At 72.6% G+C, this 16076-nt stretch carries 16 protein-coding genes; 7 read left to right on the top strand and 9 right to left on the bottom strand.

What is annotated here, in order from left to right; genetic code table 11:
• Nucleotides 1-60 precede the first annotated feature (60 nt).
• The 5 genes from AB5J73_RS17965 (at nucleotide 61) to AB5J73_RS17945 (ending at nucleotide 2910) form a co-directional block, all read left to right on the top strand.
• On the top strand, nucleotides 61-384 hold the full coding sequence (locus AB5J73_RS17965) for an MGMT family protein (RefSeq protein WP_370970818.1): 324 nt from the start codon (nucleotides 61-63) through the stop codon (nucleotides 382-384).
• Nucleotides 385-412: 28 nt separating this feature from the next.
• Nucleotides 413-1270 (top strand): siderophore-interacting protein, encoded by an 858-nt coding sequence (locus AB5J73_RS17960; protein ID WP_370970817.1) that lies wholly within the window; start codon nucleotides 413-415, stop codon nucleotides 1268-1270.
• Nucleotides 1271-1349: 79 nt separating this feature from the next.
• Nucleotides 1350-1775, top strand: coding sequence for an SRPBCC domain-containing protein (locus AB5J73_RS17955; protein WP_370970816.1), 426 nt, complete (start codon nucleotides 1350-1352; stop codon nucleotides 1773-1775).
• Entirely contained in the window at nucleotides 1772-2095 is a 324-nt protein-coding gene (locus AB5J73_RS17950) for an ArsR/SmtB family transcription factor (RefSeq protein WP_370970815.1), read from the top strand. Before AB5J73_RS17955 ends, AB5J73_RS17950 begins: the two co-directional genes overlap by 4 nt.
• Nucleotides 2095-2910, top strand: a complete 816-nt coding sequence (locus tag AB5J73_RS17945) for a DUF899 family protein (RefSeq protein ID WP_370970814.1) — start codon at nucleotides 2095-2097, stop codon at nucleotides 2908-2910. Before AB5J73_RS17950 ends, AB5J73_RS17945 begins: the two co-directional genes overlap by 1 nt.
• A gap of 96 nt (nucleotides 2911-3006) precedes the next feature.
• Here the strand turns inward: AB5J73_RS17945 and AB5J73_RS17940 are convergent, their stop codons facing one another.
• Nucleotides 3007-3813 carry a uroporphyrinogen-III synthase gene (locus tag AB5J73_RS17940; RefSeq protein WP_370970813.1) on the bottom strand — a complete coding sequence of 269 codons (807 nt, stop codon included), beginning with the start codon at nucleotides 3811-3813 and terminating at the stop codon, nucleotides 3007-3009.
• A complete protein-coding gene (locus AB5J73_RS17935; protein ID WP_370970812.1) occupies nucleotides 3806-4774 on the bottom strand; it encodes a helix-turn-helix transcriptional regulator in 969 nt (322 codons plus the stop codon). Before AB5J73_RS17935 ends, AB5J73_RS17940 begins: the two co-directional genes overlap by 8 nt.
• Nucleotides 4775-4836: 62 nt before the next feature.
• Here AB5J73_RS17935 and AB5J73_RS17930 point away from each other — a divergent pair, with 62 nt between their 5' ends.
• Nucleotides 4837-5232 (top strand): DUF3224 domain-containing protein, encoded by a 396-nt coding sequence (locus AB5J73_RS17930; RefSeq protein WP_370970811.1) that lies wholly within the window; start codon nucleotides 4837-4839, stop codon nucleotides 5230-5232.
• A 9-nt stretch (nucleotides 5233-5241) separates the two neighbouring features.
• Nucleotides 5242-6339: a DNA glycosylase AlkZ-like family protein gene (locus AB5J73_RS17925; protein WP_370970810.1), complete on the top strand. Its 1098-nt coding sequence runs from the start codon at nucleotides 5242-5244 to the stop codon at nucleotides 6337-6339.
• A 122-nt stretch (nucleotides 6340-6461) separates the two neighbouring features.
• Here AB5J73_RS17925 and AB5J73_RS17920 read toward each other — a convergent pair whose 3' ends face one another.
• The 7 genes from AB5J73_RS17920 to AB5J73_RS17890 all read right to left on the bottom strand — a co-directional run bounded on the left by AB5J73_RS17920 (nucleotide 6462) and on the right by AB5J73_RS17890 (nucleotide 16047).
• Nucleotides 6462-7127 (bottom strand): DUF4097 family beta strand repeat-containing protein, encoded by a 666-nt coding sequence (locus tag AB5J73_RS17920; protein ID WP_370970809.1) that lies wholly within the window; start codon nucleotides 7125-7127, stop codon nucleotides 6462-6464.
• 109 nt (nucleotides 7128-7236) lie between these two features.
• On the bottom strand, nucleotides 7237-8340 hold the full coding sequence (locus AB5J73_RS17915; RefSeq protein ID WP_370970808.1) for a uroporphyrinogen-III synthase: 1104 nt from the start codon (nucleotides 8338-8340) through the stop codon (nucleotides 7237-7239).
• Nucleotides 8337-8681 (bottom strand): nitrite reductase small subunit NirD, encoded by a 345-nt coding sequence (nirD, locus tag AB5J73_RS17910; RefSeq protein WP_370970807.1) that lies wholly within the window; start codon nucleotides 8679-8681, stop codon nucleotides 8337-8339. The genes AB5J73_RS17915 and nirD overlap by 4 nt, the downstream gene beginning before the upstream one ends.
• A complete protein-coding gene (gene nirB / locus AB5J73_RS17905) occupies nucleotides 8678-11185 on the bottom strand; it encodes a nitrite reductase large subunit NirB (RefSeq protein WP_370970806.1) in 2508 nt (835 codons plus the stop codon). Before nirB ends, nirD begins: the two co-directional genes overlap by 4 nt.
• A gap of 1 nt (nucleotide 11186) precedes the next feature.
• Nucleotides 11187-12578, bottom strand: coding sequence for a nitrate/nitrite transporter (locus AB5J73_RS17900; RefSeq protein WP_370970805.1), 1392 nt, complete (start codon nucleotides 12576-12578; stop codon nucleotides 11187-11189).
• The gene (locus AB5J73_RS17895; protein WP_370970804.1) at nucleotides 12575-14002 is read right to left on the bottom strand and encodes an FAD-dependent oxidoreductase; all 1428 of its coding nucleotides are present in this window, start codon (nucleotides 14000-14002) and stop codon (nucleotides 12575-12577) included. Before AB5J73_RS17895 ends, AB5J73_RS17900 begins: the two co-directional genes overlap by 4 nt.
• Nucleotides 13999-16047 (bottom strand): molybdopterin oxidoreductase family protein, encoded by a 2049-nt coding sequence (locus tag AB5J73_RS17890; protein WP_370970803.1) that lies wholly within the window; start codon nucleotides 16045-16047, stop codon nucleotides 13999-14001. The genes AB5J73_RS17895 and AB5J73_RS17890 overlap by 4 nt, the downstream gene beginning before the upstream one ends.
• Nucleotides 16048-16076 lie beyond the last annotated feature (29 nt).

Genomic DNA, 16076 nt, shown 5'->3' with positions numbered 1-16076 from the left:
CGGCGCCCGGTGCGGCGGACGGCCACCGAAAGTGTCGTACCCGTGCGGCAGAGTGTCGGTATGGACGACGTTCTGCACGAGCGCGTGCGGGAGATCATCGAGTCGGTGCCGGCCGGCACGGTGGCGACGTACGGCGACATTGCGGCGCTCGCCGGCGCGCCTTCGCCGCGGATGGTGGGCGCCATCCTCGCCGAGGACGGGCACGACCTGCCGTGGCACCGGATCCTGCGCGCGAACGGGACCCCGGCGCCCCACCTGGTCCACGACCAGCTGGAGCGGCTGCGGGCGGAAGGGGTGCTGGCCGACGGTCAGCGCGTGGACCTGCGGAAGTACCGCTGGAAGCACGGAGGTGACGAGGATCCCGGTCCGGAAGGGCTGTTCTGATTCCCGACTCTTAGGTTAGCCTCGCCTAATGACGACGCAGGCGGAGCGCACCACCCTGACCTACCACCGGGCCTCGGTCACGGTGGTCCGGCCGCTGTCGCCGCACCTGGTGCGCGTGACGTTCGCCGCGGAGACCTTCCGCGAGCTGACACCGCAAGCGCCGGACCAGTACGTCAAGGTGTTCTTCCCGCTCGCCGGGCAGGAAGCGCCGGTGCTCCCGGAGACCGGTTCGGACGTCATGTCCTGGTACCGCACGTACCTGGCGATGCCGGACGACGTCCGGCCCCCGATGCGCACGTACACGGCCCGGGCGCTGCGGCCGGAAGCGGCGGAGGTCGACGTCGACTTCGTCCTGCACGGCGACGAGGGACCGGCCTCGGCGTGGGCGTCCCGCGTCCGGCCGGGCGACCAGGTGGCGTTCCTGGGCCCGCACGGCCTGTACGCGCCTCCGCCCGCCGCCGACTGGCAGCTGCTGGTGGGCGACGAGACGGCGCTGCCCGCGATCGGCGCGATCGTCGAGCAGCTGCCCCCGGGCACGCGGGCTTCGGTGTACGTCGAGCTGGCGGACCGGGCGGACCGGCAGGCGTTCGCCACGCTCGGCGCGGTCGAGGTCCATTGGGTGCTGCGCGGTTCGCGACCACTGGGCGAGGCGTTGCTGGACGCGGTGCGCGGGGCGGCGTTCCCCGGCGGGACGCCGTACGCGTGGGTGTCCGGCGAGGCGGGCGTGGTGAAGCTGGTGCGCCGGCACCTGGTGCGGGAGCGCGAGGTCGACAAGCGGTCGATCTGCTTCACGGGCTACTGGCGGCGCGGGCTGAGCGAGGAGGCCGCGGGCCGGGAAGCGGTCCGGGCGGCAGAGGCGGGCGAACTCCCGGCGGAAGAAGACTGACCTCGTCGGTGCAGCCACGCGGTTGCACCACACCTCTTCGATGTGCAACCCTTGAGTTGCACACGAGAGGAGCCCGCCGATGCCGATCGAACGCGAGATCCTGATCGCCGCCGCACCGGAGAAGGTCTGGCCGCTGGTGGCCGAGCCCGGTTTCTGGGCGACCGACGACGAAACCGTGCATGGCACGCTCGCCGAAGAGGGCGAGACCGTCGTCGTCACGCACTCGGCGCACGGTGAGTTCCCGATCCGCGTCGAGAAGGTCGATCCGCCGCACTACCTGGTGTACCGGTGGGTGAGCGCGTTCCCCGGCGAGGAGCTGCGCGAAGACAACTCCACGCTGGTCGAGTTCACCCTGACCCCGGACGGCGGCGGCACCCGGCTGCGCGTCGTCGAGAGCGGGTTCGGCGGGCTGCCGACGTCCGGGGAGAACCGCGACAACGTGGTCAAGGACCACACCGCCGGCTGGGAGCAGTGCCTCCCCGCGCTCGCCGCGCGCGCCGGATGACGTCCGCCGAAGTTGTCGACGGGGTGCTCGCCGCACTGGCCGACCCGACCCGCCGCCGGGTGCTCGACCTGCTCGCGGCCCACGGCCCGGCCACCGCGACGACCCTGGCGGCCGGGCTGCCGGTGTCGCGTCAGGCGGTCGTCAAGCACCTCGCGGTGCTGGACGCGGCCGGGCTGGTCGACAGCGTGAAGGCCGGCCGCGAAGTCCGGTACGCGGTGCGGTCCGACGCCCTGGACGCGACGGCCCGCTGGATGGCGGCGCTCGCGGCCGAGTGGGACCGCCGCCTGGCCAAGATCAAACGCTTCGCCGAGGAGTCGTGATGAGCACGCCGAGGATCGTCGACCGCGCCACCTTCCAAGCTTCCCTGGACCGGTTGCGCACCGGGGAAAAGGCCCACACCCGCGAAGGCGACGCGATCGCCGCGGCCCGCCGCCGCCTGCCGATGACCGAGGTGGACCCGGCGCTCGAACTGCTCGGCCCAGCCGGACCGGTCACCCTCCTCGAAACGTTCGAGGGCCGGCGTCAGCTGGTGGCGTACTACTTCATGTGGAACCCGGGCCGGCCCGCGGCCGAACAGTGCGAGGGCTGCACGTTCTACGCGAACCAGGTCGCCGAGTTGTCCGCGTTGCACTCGCGGGACATCACGTACGCGGTGTTCTCCCAGGGCCGGAACGTCGCGGTGGAGCCGGGCGACGCACGGGTTTCGTACGACGAAAGCCTGCGCTACCGGGCGTTCCTGGGGTGGGACGTGCCGTGGTACTCGGCCCAGCCGTCGCTCGGGGAGCTTCTCGTCGGGCGCGAGATCGGGTTGTTCCACCTGGTCTGCTACCTGCGCGAAGGTGACCGCGTCTTCGAGACGTACTGGACGAAACGGCGGGGCGTCGAGGCGATGGACCACAGCTACGCGCTGATGGACCTGACGGTCTTCGGCCGCCGGGAGCCGTGGGAGGACTCGCCGCCGGGATGGCCGCAGGAACGCACGAACGTCCGGACCGGCGCGGGGGCACCGGAGTGGCCACCGACCGCGGAGTGGCCGGACGGACGGCCGATCGCCCAGTGGCCCCGGCTGGCGGCCGGCCACGCCGACGACCTCGGCCTCACGACCGGCGCACCGACCCCACACCGGTGTCACTGACCGCCGCCCCAAGCACCCCAATGTGGCGTTGGGTGCGCTCAACGCACCGAACGCCACATTGGGTGCGTCAGATGCACCCAACGCCACATTGGGGCGTTAGCCCGGCGCTGAGAGCGTCGAGACCAGGAGCTTGACCAGTGCCCCCAGTCGCTGGCGGTCGGGCTGGGCCGTCCGGATTCCCGCCTCCTCCAGCGGTGCCGCCGTCACCGGGCCCACGCACGCGACCAGCACCGGTCCCCGCAGCGCCGCCACCACGGCGTCGTACCGCCCGTACGACCGCGCCAGCGCCAGGAAGTTCGCCGCCGCCGGGGCGCTCGTGAACGCCAGGGCGCCCAGCTCCCCCGCCACCACCGCGTCGATCAGCTCGTGCACCGGGCCGACGTCCGGCGGCGAATACCACCGGTACGGCTGCACCTCCACCAGCGAAGCCCCGGTCAGCGACGACGTGTGCTCCGGCAGCGGCGTCCCGTGCAGCTGGACCGCCACCCGCGCGCCGTCGACGCCCGCCGCGGCGACGGCGCCGAACAGTTCCGCGTTCGACTCGGACCCGGCCGAAAAGGACTCCCGCAGGCCCGCGCCGCGGATCGCGCCGACCGCCTTCGGGCCGCGGGCGTAGATCCGGGACTCCCGCAGCCGGTCCAGCAGCGGCTCGCGCAGGCCCCAGCCGGCGGCCGCGTCGAGCCAGCCGCGGAAGCCCGCGCCCGTCGTGACCACCGTGACCGCGACCGGTGCCGCGAGCACGGCCTCGGTGCCCGCGCGCAGTTCCGGATCGGCGTCCAGCGGCACGATGGTGATCGTCGGCGCGTGGCGGACCTCGGCGCCGTAGCGTTCGAGGGCCGCGATGAAGTCGTCGGCCCGGCGTTCGGCCGTGACGCCGATGGCGATCCCGCTCAGCTCACCCATACATCGCGCCCATCTCCTCGATCGCTTCCGCCAGCTCCGCCCGCAGGTCCGCCGGTTCGAGGACCTCCAGGTGCGGCCCGAAGCGCAGCAGCTCGCCGATGGCCGGTTCGCCCCGCTCCACCGGCAGCTCCACGGTGAGCCAGCCGTCCGCGTCCGGTTCGCCCGGGGCCGAGCGCAGCGCGCGGGCCCCGACCGAGCCCGCGTAGAACGGTACGAGAGCCTGCGCCCGCGGCGACAGCCGCACCACGGCCACGCGCGGGAACATCCGGCGTTCGAACTGCTCCGACCACTCCTGCCAGTACCGCGCGAGGTCGAACCCGGCCGGCCGCTCGAACGCCTCGCCGAGGTCTTCGAGCGCCAGCACCCGCGAGATCCGGTACGTCCGGTCGGTGCCTTCGCACCGCGCCGCGAGGTACCAGTTGCCGGCCTTGAGGATCAGCCCCAGCGGCTCGACGTCCCGCTCGACGACGCGCTGGCCCCACCGCTCGTAGCGGATCCGGAGCCGGTGCGACGCCCACACGGCGTCGGCGACGGCGGACAGCGTCGGCAGGCTCTCGATCCCCCGGTGCCAGCCGGGGACGTCCAGGTAGAACCGCTCGGCGACGCGCCCCGCCCGGTCGCGCAGCTCCGGCGGCAGCGCCGCGTACAGCTTGAGCTGCGCCGCGGCGAGGACCGTCCCGAGGCCCAGCTCGGCGGCGGCCACCGGCAGCCCGGCCAGCGACAGCGACTGCGCCTCTTCTTCGGTCATCCCGGTGAGCCGGGTGCGGTAGCCGTCGACCAGCCGGTAGCCGCCGGTCCGCCCGCGGTCGGCGTACACCGGGACGCCGGACGCCGACAGCGCGTCGATGTCCCGGTAGATCGTGCGCACCGAGACTTCGAGCTCGTCGGCCAGCTCTTCCGCCGTCATCCGGCCGCGGTTCTGCAGCAGCAGGAGGACGGACAGGAGGCGGCTCGCGCGCATGCCCCGATTCTGGCAGAAATACCTGACACAAGCTGACAGGTATGCCCGGCAGAGTGGTCCCCATGAACGGATTCACCACGAAGAACTGGGAAGAAAAGCTCGTCAGCGGTACCGAGGGCGGCCCTCGGGTGGCGTACGCGCACGCCACTTTCGCGTACGACGGCGTCCTCGAGGGCGAGTCGATCTGCGACCTTCTGCTGTACTACGCGGGCGAGGGCTACAACAGCGGCGAGACGACGTCGCCGAGCTTCGAGCGCTTCGAGGGCAGGGTCGACGGTCGCGAAGGGACGTTCATCGTGCGCCACGAGTACACGTTCGATGCCAAGGGCATCGCGTCGAACTTCACCGTCGTCGCCGGTTCGGGCACCGGCGGGCTGGCCGGGCTCACCGGCTCCGGCACCGTCGGCGGCGCGCTGGGCGAGGACCGGGTCGGCTACACGTTCGAGTACACGTTCTAGGAGCCGCACGTGGACCGCCGCCAGGTACTCGCCTACCGCATCGCCGAGCACGGCCTGCACCGCACCGCGCGGGACGTGGCCGACCTCGCCGTCGTCCGGGCCGGGTTGCAGGACAGCATGCGCGACACCGCGCTGCTCGCCCTCGTGGCCCGGCTGGACGGTGAGGTGTCCCTTGTGGACGATCCGCGGCTGGTGCTCGCCTGGACGCTGCGCGGCGCGCCGCACTTCCACCTGGGCCTCGCCGAAGTGACGCGGGCGCTGGTGCCCCTCGACGACGCGGACGCGCTCGCCCGGATGCTGTGGCAGCGCAAGGAACTGGCGGCGACCGGGCAGGGAGCGGCCGAAGTCGTCTTCACGGCGGCCGCCGCGCTGCGGAAGGTCGTCACCAAGCCGATGACGAAGGGGGCGGTGAGCACCGCGGTGACGCAGGCGCTGCCGCCGTCGTTCTCGCGGTGGTGCCGCGGCTGCAACGCGACCCACATCCAGGAACAGCTGATGCGCGTCGCGGCGCCGCACGCGGGCGTCCGCCTGGTCGCGGGCGCTTCCCCGGCGACGCTGGCACCACTCGAAGGCCGCGGCCGGATGCGCCGCACCCCGGACCCGGCCGCCGCGACCAAGGTGGTCGAGGACTACCTGCGGCTCAACGGCCCGGCGTCCCCGGGCGAGGCGGCGGAGTTCGTCGGGACGGCCAAAGCGGTCGTGGACCGGACGTGGCCGGCGGACCTGGCCGAGGTCGAAGTGGCGGGCCGGCGGAAGTACCTGCCGCCGGACCGGCTCGAGGCCTTGGAGAACCCGCCGGAACCCGACGTGGTGCGGCTGCTGCCGCCGCTCGACCCCTTCATCCAGGCCCGCGACAAGGCGCTGCTGGTCCCGGATCCCGCGCGTCGCAAGGAGGTCTGGAAGATGCTGGGCAACCCCGGCGTCCTCCTGGCCGACGGCGACATCGCGGGCACCTGGCGCACGAAGGGCAGCGGCGCGAAGCTGACGTTCACGGTGACGGCGTTCGACCCCCTCCGCCCGGCGGTCCGCGAGGACGCCGAAGCCGAAGCGGCCAGGGTGGCGGCGGCGCGGGGGTTCGAGAAGCACGCGGTCACCTGGGTGGGCTGACACCGGTCCGCGGTCCGGCCCAAGCGCCCCAATGTGGCGTTCGGTGCGTCCAGCGCACCCAATGTGGCGTTCGGTGCGTTGGACGCAACCAACGCCACATTGGGGCGCTCGACGGGGTGCGGTCACCGGCTGCCGGCGTCGATGTCGCCGTACGCGGTGGTCGCGTGGATGGTCAGGCCCGGCGTGCCCTCGGTGTTCTTGAGGGAGTTGCGGATCCGGCCGTAGGTGGTGCCGGCGTCGAGGGACGCGGACACGCCGGTGGCCGCGCCGACCGTGATGTCGCCGGCCTGGGTGCTCAGGACGACGTTGCCGCTCACGGCTTCGGCGATCCGGATGTCGCCCTTGCCGGTGGTGATCTCCGCCGGGCCGGTGAGGCGCCCGACCGAGACGTCGCCGGCGTGGGCGGTGAGGCGGAGGCTCTCGGCCTCGTCGAACACGGCCTCGCCGTGCGCGCCTTCCACGGTGACGTCGCCGAGCCGGCCGACGCCCCGCAGCTCGACGCTGGCGGCCTTGGCCCGGACGTCGGATCCGGCGGGCAGCTGGACGGTCACGTCGAGGGCGCCGGACGGGCCGAAGTACTGGTTCTTCACCGCGCCTTCGATCCGCAGGACACCTTCGGAGAAGGCGACCTTGACCTGCTCCGCGGCCTTCACGTCGCGGTTCTTCGCGGGGTCGGCGGGCAGGACCTCGACGGAGGTCTCGGCCAGGTCGGCGGCGACGAACCGGACGCGGCCGGCGGGGATGTCGAGGACGGTGGTGATCGGGGCGGTGGTGGCGAAGTGCTGCATCGTGGGGCTCCTGGTGTCTCGTTTTCGGTGTGAAGCCACTTTCGCCCGGCCCGCTGACACCGGATGGCCACCGCACTGACACGGCCTGACGCGCCCGCTGACACGCGGTTCAGGCGTCCACGGCCAGCCGGTACCCGCGCTTCACCACCGTCTGGACGACCTTCCCGCCGCCCAGCGACGTCCGCAGGCGCCCGATCGCCGTCTCCACCGCGTGCTCCTCGCCGCCTCCCGGCAACGCCGAGATCAGCTCGCGCCGGGACACCACCCGCCCCGGCGAGGCCGCCAGCGCTCGCAGCAACGCCATCGGCGCCGGCGCCACCTCCCGCCAGTCACCGTCCACGATGGCCGCCTGGCCGCGCAGTTCGATCTCCCGGCCGCCCGCGGAGAACCGGGGCGAGCGCGTCACCAGCGTCTCCGCCACCGTGCGGGCCAGCGCGCCGATCCGCGCCCGGTGCGGCTGGACCGTCGGCACCCCCAGCGCCGCCAGCGGTCCCGCCGTGATCGGGCCGACGCAGGCCGCCACCACCGGGCCCGACAGCGCCGAGACCAGGCCCGGCAGCCGGCCCGTGCGCCGGGCCAGCGCCAGCAGCGAAGCCACCGCCGGGGCGCTCGTGAACGGCAGCGCGTGGATCGACCCGTCCAAGACGCCGTCCAGGAGCCGGTCCACCGGGCCCGGGTCCACCGGGCCGACCCAGCGGTACACCGAGATCTCGATGACCTCCGCCCCCGCCGCCCGCAACGTCTCCACGAAGTACGGCAACGGCTCGCCGTGCAGCTGCACCGCGATCCGCTTGCCCGAGACGTCGGTGGCCAGCAGGTGCTGCAACAGCTCCGCGTTGCTCTCCGACGCCGGCGAGTACGCCTCGGACAACCCCGCCGCGCGGATCGCACCGGTCACCTTCGGCCCCCGGGCCAGCAGGGCACAGTCCGAGAGCCGCGAGACCAGCGCGTCGCCGAGTCCCCAGCCTTCAGCCGCCTCGAGCCAGCCGCGGAAGCCGATGCCGGTCGTCGCGACCACCGCGTCCACCGGCGCCTCGAGCAACCCGGCCGTCGCCGAGTGCAGTTCCGTGTCGTCGGTCAGGGGCACGATCCGGATCGCCGGGCCGTAGCGGACGCTCGCCCCCTTGCGCACCAGTAGCGCGCCGAGCTCGTCGGCTCGGCGCGCCGCGGTGATGCCGACCACGAAGCCGGTCAGCGGGAGGACGCCGGTCACGGGCTCTCCACTTCGACCACGCCCTCTCGCACGCGCACCTCGTACACCGGAACGGACACGTCCTCGGCGTCCAGGCACTGTCCACCGTCGAGCGTGAACCGTTCCTTGTAGACGGGCGAGGCGACCACCGGGACACCGCCGGCGTCCCCGACGATCCCGCGGGAGAGCACCGCCGCGCCGCTGCACGGGTCCCAGTTGGACAGCGCGTACCACCGGTCGCCCGGCAGGTGGAAGATCGCCACCTGGACGCCGCCGTCGAGCAGCGCCGCCACCCCCGCGTACTCGGGGACCGCGTCGGCGGCGCAGACCGCCGTCCAGGTTCGCTCGATCGACGTCGTCATCGCCGCACCTCCGGGACACCCAGCATGACCGGGACCTTCTGCTCGCGCTCCTCGCGGAACGAGATCGCCGGGTCGGGGGTGCCCGGCGCGTTGACGAAGGACGAGAACCGGGCCAGCTTCTCCGGGTCCTCGAGGACGCCCTTCCACTCGTCGGCGTAGTTGTCGACGTGCTTGGCCATCGCCGCGTCGAGGTCCTCGCAGATGCCGAGCGAGTCGTCGACGATCACCGCGCGCAGGTGGTCGAGGCCGCCGTCGAGCTCCTCGATCCACGGCGCGGTCCGCTGCAGCCGGTCGGCGGTGCGCACGTAGAACATCAGGAACCGGTCGATGGTCCGGATCAGCGTCTCGGTGTCCACATCGGACACCAGCAGGTCGGCGTGCCGCGGGGTGGTGCCGCCGTTGCCGCCGACGTAGAGGTTCCAGCCGTTCTCCGTGGCGATGATCCCGAAATCCTTGCTCCGCGCCTCCGCGCACTCCCGCGCGCACCCCGAGACCGCCGACTTGAGCTTGTGCGGCGACCGCAGCCCGCGGTAGCGCAGCTCCAGCTCGATCGCCAGCCCGACGCTGTCCTGCACGCCGTAGCGGCACCACGTCGACCCGACGCACGACTTCACCGTGCGCAGCGCCTTGCCGTACGCGTGCCCGGACTCGAAGCCCGCGTCCACCAGCCGCCGCCAGATCAGCGGCAGCTGGTCCACCGTGGCGCCGAACAGGTCGATCCGCTGCCCGCCGGTGATCTTGGTGTACAGCCCGAAGTCGCGGGCGACCTCGCCGATCACGATCAGCTTGTCCGGCGTGATCTCGCCGCCGGGGATCCGCGGGACGACCGAGTACGTGCCGTTGCGCTGCAGGTTCGCCAGGTAGCGGTCGTTGGTGTCCTGCAACGTCATCTGCTCGCCGCCGAGCACGTGGCCGTTGCCGAGGGTGGCCAGGATCGACGCCACCGCGGGCTTGCAGACCGCGCAGCCGCTGCCCGAGCCGTAGCGGCCGATCAGCTCGCTGAACGTCGTGATGCGGGTGGCCTGGACGATCTCGAACAGCTCAGCGCGCGACTGCGGGAAGTGCTCGCACAAGGCCTTCGACTGCTCGACGCCGGCCGCGCTCAGCAGCTTGCCGAGCAGTGGGACGCACGAGCCGCACGCGGTGCCGGCGCGGGTGCACGCCTTGAGCTTGGGCACCGAGTCGCAGCCGTCCTCGTGGATGGCGCGGGTGATCGTGCCCTTGGAGACCGCGTTGCACGAGCAGATCTGCGCCGCGTCCGGGAGCGCGTCGACACCGACCGCCGCGCCGCCGCCCGCCGGGGCGAGGATCGCGCCCGGCTCGGCCGGCAGCGGACGGCCGACCAGCGCGCGCAGGGTGTTGTACTCGGTCGCGTCGCCGACGAGCACACCGCCCAGGAGCGTCTTGCCGTCGTCGGTGACCACGAGCTTCTTGTACGTGCCGGCGACCGCGTCGTTGACGGCGACTTCCAGCGCGCCTTCGGTCTTCGCGTGCGCGTCCCCGAACGACGCCACGTCGACGCCCATCAGCTTGAGCTTCGTGGAGGTGTCCGGCTCCGGGAACTCGCCGGAGCCGCCGGTGAGCTGCGCGGCGACGATCTCGGCCATCGCGTAGCCGGGCGCCACGATGCCGTACACGCGGCCCTCGACCGCGGCGCACTCGCCGATCGCGTACACCGCGGGGTCGCTCGTGCGGCACGACGAATCGGTCAGCACGCCGCCGCGCGGGCCCACCTCGAGGCCGGACTGGCGGGCGAGGTCGTCCCGCGGCCGGACGCCGGCGGAGAACACGACGAGGTCGACGTCGAGCTCGGTGCCGTTGCCCAGCTTGGCGAGCAGCCGCGAGCCGTCGGCTTCGATGGCGTCGGTCGACGTTCCCGTGTGGACGGTGACGTCGAGGTTCGTGATGAGCCGCCGCAGCAGCGAGCCACCGCCCTCGTCGACCTGCAGCGGCATCAGCCGCGGCGCCATCTCGACGACGTGCGGGGAGAGTCCCATGTCCCGCAACGCCTTCGCGGCTTCCAGGCCGAGCAGGCCACCGCCGATGACGACGGCCGAGCGCCGGCCGCGGCCCGGCTTGTCGACGGCCGCGGCGCGGATCGCGTCGAGGTCCTCGATGGTCCGGTAGACGAAGCAGCCCTGGAGGTCGTGGCCGGGCACCGGCGGCACGAACGGCCGCGAGCCGGTGGCCAGGACCAGCGCGTCGTACGGCTGCACGGCGCCGGACGCCGTGGTGACCGTCTTCGCGGCCCGGTCCACCGAGACGGCCAGCTCGCCGAGCCGCAGGTCGACGTGCGGGTCACCGGCGTAGTCCGAACCGGGCAGTGCCAGCGAAGCGGGGTTCCAGGTGTCCACGTAGGACGTCAGCGCCACCCGGTCGTACGCCGGACGCGGCTCCTCGGACAGGACGACGACGTGCCAGTTGCCGGAAGGGTCTTCCGCGCGCACCGCCTCCACGAGCCGGTGGGCGACCATGCCGTGTCCGGCGACGACCAGGGTGGGCATCTCAGACCTCCGCTCCCGCGAGCGCCAGACCGCGCTCACTCGTGGGCTGTTCGGCGGGCTTGCGCAGGTAGACCGCCCAGGTGACGGCGAAGCACAGCCCGTAGAAGACGAGGAACCCGATGAAGGCGGGGACCCCGCTCTTGGCGTCGGCGAACGACTGCCGGAAGGCCAGGTTGATGAACAGGCCGCCCTCGGCGCCGATCGCGCCGGCCAGGCCGATCAGCGCGCCGGACAGGCGCCGCGCTTTGAGCAGCTCGGCCGCTTCCTCGGCGCCGTTCGAGATCGCCACCTTCGCCTTGGCGCGGAAGATCGCCGGGATCATCTTGTACGTCGAGCCGTTGCCGACGCCGGTGAGCACGAACAGCACGATGAAGGCGACCGTGAACAGCGCGAGGGACTTCGACGTCGACGCGAGGATCAGCACCACGGTGGCCAGCGCCATCCCGATGAAGGTGAAGAAGGTGATCTTGCCGCCACCGATCCGGTCGGCCAGCCAGCCGCCCGTCGGCCGCGAAAGCGAGCCGAGCAGCGGGCCGAGGAACGTCACCGCGGCCGCCTGCAGCGGGGTGCGGCCGAACTGGTTCTGCAGCACCAGGCCGAAGGCGAAGCTGTAGCCGATGAACGAACCGAACGTGCCGACGTAGAGGAACGACATGACCCAGGTGTGCGGGTCCTTGACGACCTCGCGCATCGCCTTGGTGTCGCCCTTCACGGTGGCGAGGTTGTCCATGTAGAAGTACGCGCACACCGCGGCGACGACGATCAGCGGGATGTAGACGTAGAGCACGATCCGCGGCGCGGTCGCGCCGGCCGTGCCGATCACCAGGAGCCCGATCAGCTGGATCGCGGCGACGCCGAGGTTGCCGCCGCCCGCGTTGAGGCCGAGGGCCCAGCCCTTGTGCTTCTCGGGGTAGAAGGTGTTGATGTTCGTCATCGACGACGCGAAGTTGCCGCCGCCGACGCCGCCGAGCGCCGCGACCAGCAGGAAGGTGCCGAGCGACGTGCCGGGGTGCAGCACGACCGCCGCGAGGATCGTCGGGATCAGCAGCAGGGCGGCCGACACGACCGTCCAGTTGCGACCGCCGAACTTCGCCACGGCGAAGGTGTAGGGCAGCCGCATCAGGCCGCCGATCAGCGTCGGCGTCGAGACGAGCAGGAACTTGTCGGCGGCGGAGAAACCGTAGTCCTTGCCCATGAACAGCACGATCACCGACCACAGGGTCCAGATCGAAAAGCCGATGTGCTCGGCGAAGACCGAGAACCAGAGGTTGCGGCGGGCGATCTTCTTGCCCGTGGACTCCCAGAACTCTTCGTTCTCGGGTTCCCAGTGCTCGATCCAGTGCTTGCCTTGGTGTGCCACGGAGTTCTCCTTGCGACGGGTCGGGTTGGTCATTGCGCCGCGAGCCAGTTGGCGATGCCGCCGACGGTGTCGGTGCACCCGCCGCAGCCCGTCGTGGCCCGCGTGGCCCGCGCCAGTGCGGGAGTGTCGGTGGCGCCGGCCTTCCACGCTTCGACCAGCCGGCCCTTGGTGACGTTGTTGCAGCGGCAGATCACCGCGGCGGCGGGCAGGTCGGCCGGGCTGGCGGCCGGGGTGCTGCCGGTGGGCAGCGCGCGGCCGAGCAGGACGGCGAGGCGGTCGTCGGGCAGCAGCGTGCCGCGGTCGTGGAACTGGGTGATCGTGGCGGCCGCGTCGGGCAGGCCGAGCAGGATCGCTCCGGCCACGCGGTTTTCGCGGACGACGAGCTTTCCGTACCGGCCGCCGGTGGGGTCGTTGAACGTCAGCACCTCGGCGTCGGGGGTACCGGCGTCGAGCTGCGTCTCACCGAGCGCGGCGAGGTCGATGCCGCGAGCTTTGAGCCGGGTCACGGCGGTCGTGCCGCGGTACCGGGCGGCCGCGTTCGTCCCGGTCAGGACGTCCGCGAGGACTTCGGCCTGCTCCCACGCGGGCTGGATCAGCCCGGCCGGGGCGCCGGGGTGGCGGGCGCAGTCGCCGAGGGCGTGGATGCGGCCGTCGCTGGTGCGCAGCGTGTCGTCCACCAGCACAGCTCCCTCGACGTCGAGCCCGGCTTCGACGGCCAGGCGCGTCTCGGCGCGGACCCCCGCCGCGACGACCACCAGGTCGGCCGGGACGAGGGTGCCGTCGTCGAGCTTGAGGCCGTCGCCGGGGAGGTAGCGGGCGGCGGTGGCGCCGAACTTGAACGTCACACCCATGTCGGTGAGCTGCCGGGCCAGTACGTGCCCGGCGGCCGGGTCGAGCTGGCGCTCCATGACGTGCCCCAGCGGGTGCACGACGGTCACCTGGTTGCCGCGCCCGGCCAGGCCGCGGGCGGCTTCCAGGCCGAGCAGGCCGCCGCCGAGCACCGCGACGGGCGCGCCGAACCGGGCGGCTTCGAGGATCTTGGCGCAGTCGTCGAGGCTGCGGAAGGCGACCACACCCGGGCCGGCCTCGAGGCCTTCGACCGGCGGGATCCACGGGTTGGCGCCGGTGGCGAGCACGAGCGCGTCGTAGTCCACTGTGGAGCCGTCGCCGAGTTCGACGCAGCGCTTCTCGCGGTCGATGCGGGCGACGTCGACCCCGAGCCGCAGGTCGATGTTGTGGCGCACGGCCCATTCGTCGTCGTGCAGGCGGACACTCTCGGCGCTCATCCCGCCGGCGACGACGGCCGAGAGCAGCACCCGGTTGTAGGCGGCGTGCTTCTCGGCGCCGAGCACGGTCAGGCGAACGCGTTCGGCGATCGGGTCGCGGCGGCGGATTTCGTCGGCCAGCCGGGCACCGGCCATGCCGTAGCCGACGATGACGACTTCACGGGGGGTCATGCGGCACCATCCACAGTAGACAGGGACACGGCACACACCTTGAACTCCGGCATCCGGCTCACCGGGTCGAGCGCCGGGTTGGTGAACAGGTTGGCGCGCTGCTCACCCGGGAAGTGGAACGGCAGGAAGACGAGGTCGGGCTGGAGGCTCTGGACGAACCGGACCTTGGCCGTGGTCTCGCCGCGGCGGGACCGGATCAGCGCGGGATCGCCTTCTTCGAGCCCGGCGCGCTTGGCGGTGTCCGGGTGCACCTCGACGAACGCCTCCGGCACCACGTCGTTGAGTTCCTCGATCAGCCGGGTCTGCGCACCCGACTGGTAGTGCTGCAGCACCCGGCCGGTGGTGGCCGTCAGCGGGAACTCGTCGTCGGGCAGCTCGGCCGGGCCGGTGTGCTCGACCGGCACGAACCGCGCGCGGCCGTCCGGGTGGGCGAAGCTGTCGAGGAACATCCGCGGGGTGCCGGGGTGGTCGTCCGCCGGGACCGGCCAGTGCAGGGCTTCGCCGGCGCGCAGGCGGTCGTAGCTGACGCCGGAGTAGTCGGCGATCCCGCCCTTGGACGCGATCCGCAGCTCCTCGAACACCGTCTCGGCGTCGGCGGGGAACCGGTTTTCGGGCTGCCCCAGCCGTTTCGCCAGTCCGTTGAGGACGTCCAGATCGGACCGGACGCCGGGCGGCGGGTCGAGGGCCTTGCGCCGCAGCAGGACCCGGCCCTCCAGGTTGGTGAGCGTGCCGTGCTCCTCGGCCCACTGCGTGACCGGCAGGACGACGTCGGCCAGCGCGGCGGTTTCCGACAGCACGAAGTCGGCGACGACGAGGAAGTCCAGTTCGGACAGCCGGTCTTGGACGCGCTGCGAGCGCGGCGCCGAGACGACGACGTTGCTGCCGAAGACCATCAGCGCTTTCGGGCCGCCTTCCTGGCCGAGCGCTTCGAGCAGTTCGGAGGCCGAGCGCCCCGGGCCGGGCAGGCTGTCCGGCTCGACGCCCCACACGCCGGCGACGTACTCGCGGGCGGCCGGGTCGTCGAGCTTGCGGTAGCCGGGCAGCTGGTCGGCCTTCTGGCCGTGCTCGCGGCCGCCCTGTCCGTTGCCCTGGCCGGTGAGGCAACCGTAACCGGAGCCCGCCCGGCCCGGCATGCCGAGCGCGAGGGCGAGGTTGATCCAGGCGCCGACGGTCGCGGTGCCGGTGGCGTGCTGCTCGGTCCCGCGCGCGGTGAGGATGTAGGCGTTGCGGGCGCCGGCGAGCTTCGCCGCGGCGAGGCGCATGTCGGCGGCCGGCACCCCGGTGACGCGCTCGGCGCGTTCCGGCCACCACGACGCGACGATCCGCCACGCGGCTCCGAACCCGCTGGTGCGCTCGTCCACATAGGACTGGTCGAGGTGGCCGTCGGCGACGACGGCGTGCAGGATCCCCAGCGCCAGCGCGAGATCGGTGCCGGGCGCGGGCGCGAGGTGCAGGCTCGCCAGTTCGGCGGTCGGCGTCCGCCGCGGGTCGACGACGATCAGGTCGCTCCCGCGCAGGTGCTGTGTGAACGGCGGCATCGTCTCGGCCGGGTTCGCCCCGGCGAGCAGCACGACGTCGGCCTGCTTGAGATCGGTGACGGGGAACGGCATCCCGCGGTCGAGCCCGAACGCCTTGCTCCCCGCGGCGGCGGCCGACGACATGCAGAACCGGCCGTTGTAGTCGATCTGCGAGGTGCCGAGCGCGACGCGGGCGAACTTGCCGAGCAGGTAGGCCTTTTCGTTGGTGAGTCCCCCACCGCCGAAGATCGCGGTGGCGTCGGGGCCGTGTTCCGCCTTGATCTCGGCCAGCTTGCGCGCGACGAAGTCGAGGGCGAAGTCCCAGCTCACCGGCTCGAGCGCGCCGTTCACGCGCAGCAGCGGAGTGGTCAGCCGCTTCGGCGACGTGAGGAGGCTGCCGGAGGTCCAGCCCTTCTGGCACAGGCCACCGGCGTTGACCGGGAAGTCCCGCGGCGTCACGCGGGTGCCGTCGAGGCTCATCCCGCACTGCAGCGCGCAGTAGGGGCAGTGGGTTTCGACCTGCGGCACGGGCACCTCCTCGGCGGTTCGGGGATGCC

The sequence above is a fragment of the Amycolatopsis sp. cg9 genome, from assembly GCF_041346945.1.
Taxonomy (GTDB): domain Bacteria; phylum Actinomycetota; class Actinomycetes; order Mycobacteriales; family Pseudonocardiaceae; genus Amycolatopsis.
The sequence above is the reverse complement of the archived record's forward strand: the minus strand, read 5'-3'. Positions and strand labels throughout refer to the sequence as shown.

Coding starts and splice junctions, on each gene's coding strand:
- AB5J73_RS17945 (WP_370970814.1), top strand. CDS start 2,095: ATGAGCACGCCGAGGATCGTCGACCGCGCCACCTTCCAAGCTTCCCTG.
- AB5J73_RS17955 (WP_370970816.1), top strand. CDS start 1,350: ATGCCGATCGAACGCGAGATCCTGATCGCCGCCGCACCGGAGAAGGTC.
- AB5J73_RS17895 (WP_370970804.1), bottom strand. CDS start 14,002: ATGACCCCCCGTGAAGTCGTCATCGTCGGCTACGGCATGGCCGGTGCC.
- AB5J73_RS17965 (WP_370970818.1), top strand. CDS start 61: ATGGACGACGTTCTGCACGAGCGCGTGCGGGAGATCATCGAGTCGGTG.
- AB5J73_RS17930 (WP_370970811.1), top strand. CDS start 4,837: ATGAACGGATTCACCACGAAGAACTGGGAAGAAAAGCTCGTCAGCGGT.
- AB5J73_RS17940 (WP_370970813.1), bottom strand. CDS start 3,813: ATGGGTGAGCTGAGCGGGATCGCCATCGGCGTCACGGCCGAACGCCGG.
- AB5J73_RS17900 (WP_370970805.1), bottom strand. CDS start 12,578: ATGACCAACCCGACCCGTCGCAAGGAGAACTCCGTGGCACACCAAGGC.
- AB5J73_RS17960 (WP_370970817.1), top strand. CDS start 413: ATGACGACGCAGGCGGAGCGCACCACCCTGACCTACCACCGGGCCTCG.
- AB5J73_RS17935 (WP_370970812.1), bottom strand. CDS start 4,774: ATGCGCGCGAGCCGCCTCCTGTCCGTCCTCCTGCTGCTGCAGAACCGC.
- AB5J73_RS17920 (WP_370970809.1), bottom strand. CDS start 7,127: ATGCAGCACTTCGCCACCACCGCCCCGATCACCACCGTCCTCGACATC.
- AB5J73_RS17950 (WP_370970815.1), top strand. CDS start 1,772: ATGACGTCCGCCGAAGTTGTCGACGGGGTGCTCGCCGCACTGGCCGAC.
- nirD (WP_370970807.1), bottom strand. CDS start 8,681: ATGACGACGTCGATCGAGCGAACCTGGACGGCGGTCTGCGCCGCCGAC.
- nirB (WP_370970806.1), bottom strand. CDS start 11,185: ATGCCCACCCTGGTCGTCGCCGGACACGGCATGGTCGCCCACCGGCTC.